5 protein-coding genes and 2 pseudogenes are annotated in these 6,852 nt (G+C 42.7%); 3 read left to right on the top strand and 4 right to left on the bottom strand.

Annotation, left to right across the window (positions count from 1 at the left end):
* The 3 genes and pseudogenes from FC652_RS18630 to FC652_RS18620 all read left to right on the top strand — a co-directional run.
* A pseudogene (locus FC652_RS18630) lies at positions 1-142 on the top strand (ISAs1 family transposase); the annotation flags it as partial.
* A 307-nt stretch (positions 143-449) separates the two neighbouring features.
* Positions 450-662 carry a cold-shock protein gene (locus FC652_RS18625; protein ID WP_176299734.1) on the top strand — a complete coding sequence of 71 codons (213 nt, stop codon included), beginning with the start codon at positions 450-452 and terminating at the stop codon, positions 660-662.
* Positions 663-898: 236 nt separating this feature from the next.
* Complete coding sequence (locus tag FC652_RS18620; protein ID WP_176299733.1) at positions 899-1,099, top strand: hypothetical protein; 201 nt, start codon at positions 899-901, stop codon at positions 1,097-1,099.
* 113 nt (positions 1,100-1,212) lie between these two features.
* Here the strand turns inward: FC652_RS18620 and FC652_RS18615 are convergent, their stop codons facing one another.
* The 4 genes and pseudogenes from FC652_RS18615 to FC652_RS20780 all read right to left on the bottom strand — a co-directional run bounded on the left by FC652_RS18615 (position 1,213) and on the right by FC652_RS20780 (position 6,821).
* On the bottom strand, positions 1,213-1,449 hold the full coding sequence (locus tag FC652_RS18615; protein ID WP_217904678.1) for a hypothetical protein: 237 nt from the start codon (positions 1,447-1,449) through the stop codon (positions 1,213-1,215).
* A 91-nt stretch (positions 1,450-1,540) separates the two neighbouring features.
* Positions 1,541-1,714, bottom strand: a pseudogene (locus tag FC652_RS18610) (PolC-type DNA polymerase III); the annotation flags it as partial.
* Positions 1,715-1,912: 198 nt separating this feature from the next.
* A complete protein-coding gene (locus FC652_RS18605; RefSeq protein WP_176299732.1) occupies positions 1,913-4,567 on the bottom strand; it encodes a TrlF family AAA-like ATPase in 2,655 nt (884 codons plus the stop codon).
* Positions 4,568-4,814: 247 nt separating this feature from the next.
* Positions 4,815-6,821, bottom strand: a complete 2,007-nt coding sequence (locus FC652_RS20780; RefSeq protein ID WP_176299731.1) for an HD family phosphohydrolase — start codon at positions 6,819-6,821, stop codon at positions 4,815-4,817.
* Positions 6,822-6,852: the final 31 nt, after the last annotated feature.

Genomic DNA, 6,852 nt, shown 5'->3' with positions numbered 1-6,852 from the left:
TGTTGAAAACATCGCGTTGTTTAGACGTTTTGTCATGAATATGCTCAAGCAATGCGACTGTGGTGCTCCGAGCCAAAAAGTGAAGATGAAGAAAGCGGGTTGGAACGATGATTATAGGGCAAGAGTCTTCTTGGGGTTATAAATCCACCAAAGTATGCTCCCGCCCTGGAGTTAGTATCTGCTGGCTATTCATAGCGAGCAATAATAGTTACCATGCGTTTAACTTGTTGATTTTAATTGTTTTTAAATTTAATTGAGAAATTAATATCTATTATGTGTATATCGTGTATAGTGTCCGCAGCTCTGGTAGTGAGCTATTGATAACATATTTAGTTCAAGATCTTCTCAGTTTTTCGATTTAGTTTGTCATATCTATTCTGCGATACCTTTTTCTTCATTCATTATTTAGTAGCTTCCTCCTAATTTAATACATCAATCGAGATATATATATGTCAAATAAAACAACTGGCTTAGTAAAATGGTTTAATGAAACAAAAGGCTTTGGATTTATCACACCTGATAACGGTGGTGCGGATTTGTTCGTTCACTTTAGATCAATTGAAAGCGCTGGTTTTAAAACACTAGCTGAAGGCCAAAAGGTTTCCTTCAACACCGAGCAAGGTAACAAAGGCCCACAGGCATCAAACGTTACTGTACTGTAAGTATTCATGAAAAGATCTCGCCTCTGTGTGAGATCTTTTTATTTAAAATCGAGTACTGTTCTTTTGGCAGTTAATATTTATGCCTGCCATGTTTAATATTGCGTGTTAAAACTATGTCTAAATATTGGATTGTTTAGAATAATAAGCTGTTCAATAGAATCGTTAATATAAGAAACAACATAAGTTCCTCTTCGAGTTTGTGAAAAGTTTTAGCTATAAGATATAGGAAATAGAATATGAAAAAACCAACAAGAAAATCGAGCAAAAAAACGCAAAAAAATAACTTTGAAGAGCGCTTTGCGGCAATGGTAACAGAGTATCAAGAAGCTAAAGCGCTACTTGACGCGATGGAGCAAGGAACTTCAGAGTACACTAACCAGAAAAAATTATGTGATAAGCTGTTCGCTAACGCAGAAAAATATATCAATAGAAACTAGCGATTACCAAATTCAACTGCGAAGCACGACACTCTTCAGTATCAAGCAGCCAAGGTCATTTCTTCACATACAATGGCTAGCTGCTTGAAGCGGTTCTCCAGAGCGGCTACGAATCAATTCGGAGAATGCAACCCTATCCTATTTCCTTCAGAATCAAGGAAAATGGCAAAAAAGCCACTGTTATCGGCAAGCGCTGTTTTAGGGATAATCATTTCCCCGTGATTTTTCACTACTTCATCAAGAACAACCTGCAGGTTGTCTCCTCCGTTTAGATATATCGTTACGCCACTTGATGAAGGCTGGAAACCGTCTTCTTTTAAAAGAACGCCCGTAACGGTCTGATAATTCAAAAGCGCTTCTATTCCCTATGTCATGCCGCCTCCTTGGCAGCTTCTCTCAATCATCAAATCATATTGCCAAGGGAACAGATTCGTCTACTTTGCTTTCAATAAAGGAACTGACCCGAAAGCCAGGATCCATAAGTTGTTGAAAACTATCGACCACCTCACCATCAACGATCTTAACCGCACCGATTTCAATCGCGCGATCCCCCAAGTTTGGAGAGAGACCAGTGGTTTCAAAGTCGAGTACGACAACGGAATTGGCTTGAGGCATAAGGGTTTCCAACTAAACAATAACGCGCAGAGTCTCTGCGAAAGTGGTGAAAAAGGGGGCGAAGTAAGAGGATGGGTAAATCGGGTTTGCTCCAAAGTGAGCTAGAGCGGGATTGAACCTAATTTCAATCCACGCAATTTTACTTAACTTTTCGTTGTGCCTAGAACTTTAACTATGTAGCGTAGCCAAATTTGCAACTCATCTCTGCAAGTTAAAGCCATACTTCCTTTCACGTTGTTCGAAAGCATAGCCCCCACCTTCGAGGATTTCACACACACGAGACCTGACGAAGTTATCCTCGACTGCACCTGAATTATAGCTCAGAACTTCGCTTTCATTATTGGCAATAATGATTTGTTCTGCATCACTATTCACTACTAGGTTCGCATTGTGAGTGACAATGATCACTTGACGATATTTTTTGATTCTTCGGAATAGAGGTACCAACTGTTTCATGATGAAGTCATTGTCTAAATCATCTTCGGGTTGGTCAAAAATGAAAGGCGAGCCAAAAGGATCAGTGGCTAATTTGAGACATACATAGAATGTCCCCCGTTGTCCCACAGATAACTTGTCTACGGTTTTGCCTTTGTAGTTGAACTCAGCGTTAACATGTAGGTATGCCTGAATTCTGTGTGGTTTGTAAAGGTAGTCTAACAGCTCGAATCTACCTGCTTGATTGAAGTAGTCACTTTGCCAACAAAAGTCTTCTAAAGATATTGGATTAGTATTCTCTGGAACTACTATTATTTTTTCATTCTTTAGTAGTTTGAAGAAGTCATCAATAGCGTGAACGTTGAATGTCTGCTGTAGCTTTTGCACAGAGCTTTGGTTCGCTGTTCCCCTAAACTTTCCTCCATTTAGGCAGCCCAATAGACCACCGTAGAATGCTTCCAGATTAAATGACTGAGAACCATAGATGTTGATGTCAGTTAATATGTCTTTCACCAGCGCGTTCTGCTCCTGGTTCCAAGCCTCTTGTTCCTTACCTAGTCTAATGAAAGCATTATCTACAGCTAACTTTTGGTTACTTAGATAATTTTGATACTGTTGAGCAAACGCTTCACGTTCACTTACTAACGTAAAGTATTGAGCGTTTCTGTCTCCGATTTCTTTCAGCTTGTGGTTAGCTATATCAATTTGAGTCTGACACTCATTAACTTTGTTTAGAAGTGATGAAATATCTTGATTGATTCCTTGCTTCTTGAACTCTTCAGTTATTGATTCGTTCTCATTAGATAGACCAACTAAGCTCTGTTGAGACAAATCAATGTTGCTTTGAAGAGCCGAAGTCGTAGCAGAATAGTCGACGAACGGGACTTGGGTCATTAACAAGGCATTCCCGTTGATGATGCTTATAGAGCCATTTAAAGGATCAATAGATTGTTTGATGGTATTAAGCGAGTTCTGACACAGAACTATAAATTGATTTATCTGATTGATGCTTTGTATATTGCGCTGATACTTCTCTATCAACCCTTGGTTTTGAGGGTTGGTTAGAGTCTTCATTAGCTCATTATTGTATGTAATTACTTTTTGTTGATAACTCTCATCGTTGATCTTGTTTCCTTGAGAGTCGGTTGTGTTTCTGTAGTCAATGTAAGCTCTATAGCTTGCTAAGCAATTTTGAATTTGCTGTGTTTGAGCTTGATCAAACGTAACTTCACTTAGACCAAGCATTCGCTTTATCTCGTTACTCAACTCATCTGGTTTTTGGCTTACATGCTGAATGTCACCCTGACTAACATGTAAGTATGAGTATACATTTGCGGGCTGGTTGAAGTGTATCTCCGAGCCATCCCCTTGGTTTAGCGTTATTGCTAAACCACCAGCATCCACGGTTCTTAAACCCGGTGTCGCAGGGTTATTTGGGAACTTAGAGCGAATAGAGTCCAATAGGATACTTTTTCCTGTTCCTCGTCCTCCAATAATCGCAACCATGTTTTTGTTTAAAGGTAATGTTGCCGATTTAAACTGTAGGGGTTGGTTTGGGAAAAGAGCCCCGTTTAGTGTGATTGATTTGAAATGAGGCTTTTGGAAGCTCCTTTCTATAAAGTCATCTACTATTTGAATACGCTCTTTTGGTTCAATGAGAACTTGTCTGAGCCCCTCAAATGTTGGTCTTGCTTTAACCCAAGAATATTGAATTCCGATGCTTTGCATTGTATGCGCATCTGAACATGAAAAAACGGGTTTTGGTGGTAGGTTTGAGCCTCTACCAGATAGAAAAAAATCCCGATCCTTTATTGTTGAGCCAAAAATAAAGTCTCCAAACTTATCGATTTCTTTGGCTAAGGCGAGAGAACGACCTTCTGTAATGTCAGGCCGGAAACCACCATACCCATTAGGGCAAACAACCATGAGGTAATCGATACCTCGCTTGAAGTTCTGAGAAAGATGTTCTTCAAGCTCGGCATAATCAATCATGACTTCTTCTACCTTCACGCCGTGTTGTTGAAGGTTGGCTTGTTCACAGTAGATTGCACCATACGATAGGGTTGTATTTTTCACTTTGAGTTTAGACATAACACTATTTATCTGAGCGGTGCTTAGGTGCTCTGCGAAAACACAATGTATGTTGATGAACTCACTATCTTTGTTTGGTTGTGAGATTCGAAACTCCAAGTTTCCGAGTACCTTGATATCGAAGCCATTACGACGAATAGCGTTACGAACTTCTTCTAATTCATTGTCGGCAAAGTAGAAATAGTTAGTGATACCAACCAGTGACAAACCTGCTTCGTTTAGTTTGTGGGTATACTCATCGAGAGACGCGCTGCCAAATTGATTGTTTTGATGTGTGAATGGGCTGTGAATATGTAAGTCCCACTTGTTCCAAATAGAGCCTGTCATTTAAACCACTTCTTTTACTCTTGAAAGTTGGGGGGGTATTGTATAGAGAAACTCATGCCAATATTTTGATTTCATTTGCAATAAAACTTACTCAAGAAAAAATGGCAATATTATTGGGTTCTTCTTGATTTGTAACCGAGGTCCATTGTTTTAAAGCCTATTTAAACAACGTTCATCTGGTACTTAGAGATTACGGTTTTAACTTCGGTTCAAAACCAAGCCTCCTACTACACTCCGCAACCCACCCCTAGTGGTGATCAAGTAAATCAAAATCACAGACATGGTGATGGAAGTTGCCGCATTCCGAGCAGGTGTTTTTGTACTGTTTGTTTTTGATCACCAGATAAACTTGGGCGTCGACAAACAGCTTCACCAAATCGCCATTGAGTTGCCCTTTTTCTGCTTCGTTAAACAGAATTTTAAAGGCGATCTCATCGGGGAGGGCGTTTTTGTATGGCCGGTCGGAGGCGGTGAGCGCATCGTAAATGTCGCACACCGTCATGATCTGAGAGGCGAGGGGAATTTGTTGGCCTGCCAAGCCTCTTGGGTAGCCACTCCCGTCGATTTTTTCATGGTGGGCGCCCGCAATATGCGGGATGTCTTGCAGATCTTGTGTCCAGGGGATCTGCTTGAGAAAGGTTTCTGTGTGGACCACGTGAGAGCGTATTTCCGCCATCTCCTCAATCGTTAAGCTCCCTTTGGGGATAGACAAGGCCAGCAGTTCGTCTTTGTTGATGAGTGGCGTGAGTATGCCGTTGTCATCCATCGCTTGATAGGCGTGGATCTGATGTAGGTTTTCCGAGGCAGATTCCGGCAAAACAGAAGGTTCATTGGCTTGCAAAATATCGAGCCAAAACTGCTCAAGCTGGGCGATTTGCTGCTGAATGTTGTCGAGCTGTTGTAAGGCTGAAGGCGAGTTTGAGTGGGCAAATTGGCCAAACAGTTTGAGCTCAATTTCGGCTCGCTGACGAAGCAAGGACTGCTGCGTCAGACGGATGCGATATTTGATGATATCCAGTTGATGTTCAGTCAGTTTTTTGGCTTTGGTCAACACCGATTCCTTCACTCCCACCTTGCCAAAATCGTGCAGCAAGGCGGCGTATCTGAGCTGGCGCAGATCCTTTTTACTCAGGTGGTGCTGTTCATATTGTTTGAGGTTGGCGTGATTCAAACTGGTGGCGAGCGCAATGGAGAGATCCGCAACGCGAAATGAATGACCGCTGGTGGTGGGATCGCGCTGCTCAATGGCGGTGACGGAGGCTTGCACAAACCCTTCAAAAAGACGGTGAATGCTTTCAATCAAACGTCGATTTTCGATCGCAATCGCAGACTGGCTCGCTAACGCCCGCAATAACGGACGAATCTCGGGCTCAAACGGGATGACATTGTCTTTGGTCACCGCGTGGGAAGAAAGGCGCACCCCTGCTTGTTTGGTGTGGTTAATAAACTGCAATACCCCAATGATTTCCTGCTGATAATTGAATATCGGTAAGGCCAATAACGATTGGCAGCGATACCCCGTTGCGTGGTCAAAAACGGGGTTGAAGCGATAAGGCTGCGCTTGAATGTCATAGACATCGTCGATGTTCACTTCCTCGCCGTGCATCGCCACATAGCCTGAAATGCTGCTGTCGTTCAGCTCAAAACGGCGCTCTTCAAAAGCAAAGTCGATGGAAGCGTTTTGAGTTAACTTGAGCACTAAGTGCCGATTTTGCTTGTCATGGTCGTCCAATAAAAAGAGTGAGGCAGCGTCGCACACGGCGAGCTTTCTTCCCTCGTCGAGTATCCGATTTAACAGTGCGCTCAAGCTCTTTTCCGCAGAGAGTGCAATGCCAATCTCGGTGAGGCGAGTTAAGTTGCTCGATTTGTTGTGCAGCAGAGCGGCTAATGCTTGTTGCTGCTGGCGTTGAGTGTGCATCAAAAGGGCGGTTTCGATGTGTTTGAGCGTGACTTTTTTGCTAAATCCGCTGGGGACGTAAAGATCAGCGTCGACGTCGAGGTGCTGTTCGGCAATCACGACAAGAAACGATTGATCACGCCACTGACAAAGAGTGTCGCGGTTTAGAGCGTCAAGCAGCGGTTGATCTAAGATCAGTAAATTTGGAGCGTGTTGGCGGATCTCTTGCTCGCTCTGCACCTCAATACAGCGCAGTTGTCGCTGGTTCAACGCATGCGATAGCCTTGTCTGCGCAAAGGCGTGACCGTGCGCTATCAGTAGCTTGCCAAGTGAATGTTGATCGTCGGTTTGCTTCATGACCACTCCCTTGTGAACCTTTTTAGAATAG

This window comes from Vibrio sp. 05-20-BW147 (assembly GCF_013369385.1).
Taxonomy (GTDB): Bacteria; Pseudomonadota; Gammaproteobacteria; order Enterobacterales; family Vibrionaceae; genus Vibrio; species Vibrio floridensis.
This window is presented reverse-complemented; position numbering and strand designations above follow the sequence as displayed.

Excerpts from the sequence above, each read along its gene's own strand:
- FC652_RS18605 (WP_176299732.1), bottom strand. The coding sequence starts at position 4,567 with ATGACAGGCTCTATTTGGAACAAGTGGGACTTACATATTCACAGCCCA.
- FC652_RS20780 (WP_176299731.1), bottom strand. The coding sequence starts at position 6,821 with ATGAAGCAAACCGACGATCAACATTCACTTGGCAAGCTACTGATAGCG.
- FC652_RS18620 (WP_176299733.1), top strand. The coding sequence starts at position 899 with ATGAAAAAACCAACAAGAAAATCGAGCAAAAAAACGCAAAAAAATAAC.
- FC652_RS18625 (WP_176299734.1), top strand. The coding sequence starts at position 450 with ATGTCAAATAAAACAACTGGCTTAGTAAAATGGTTTAATGAAACAAAA.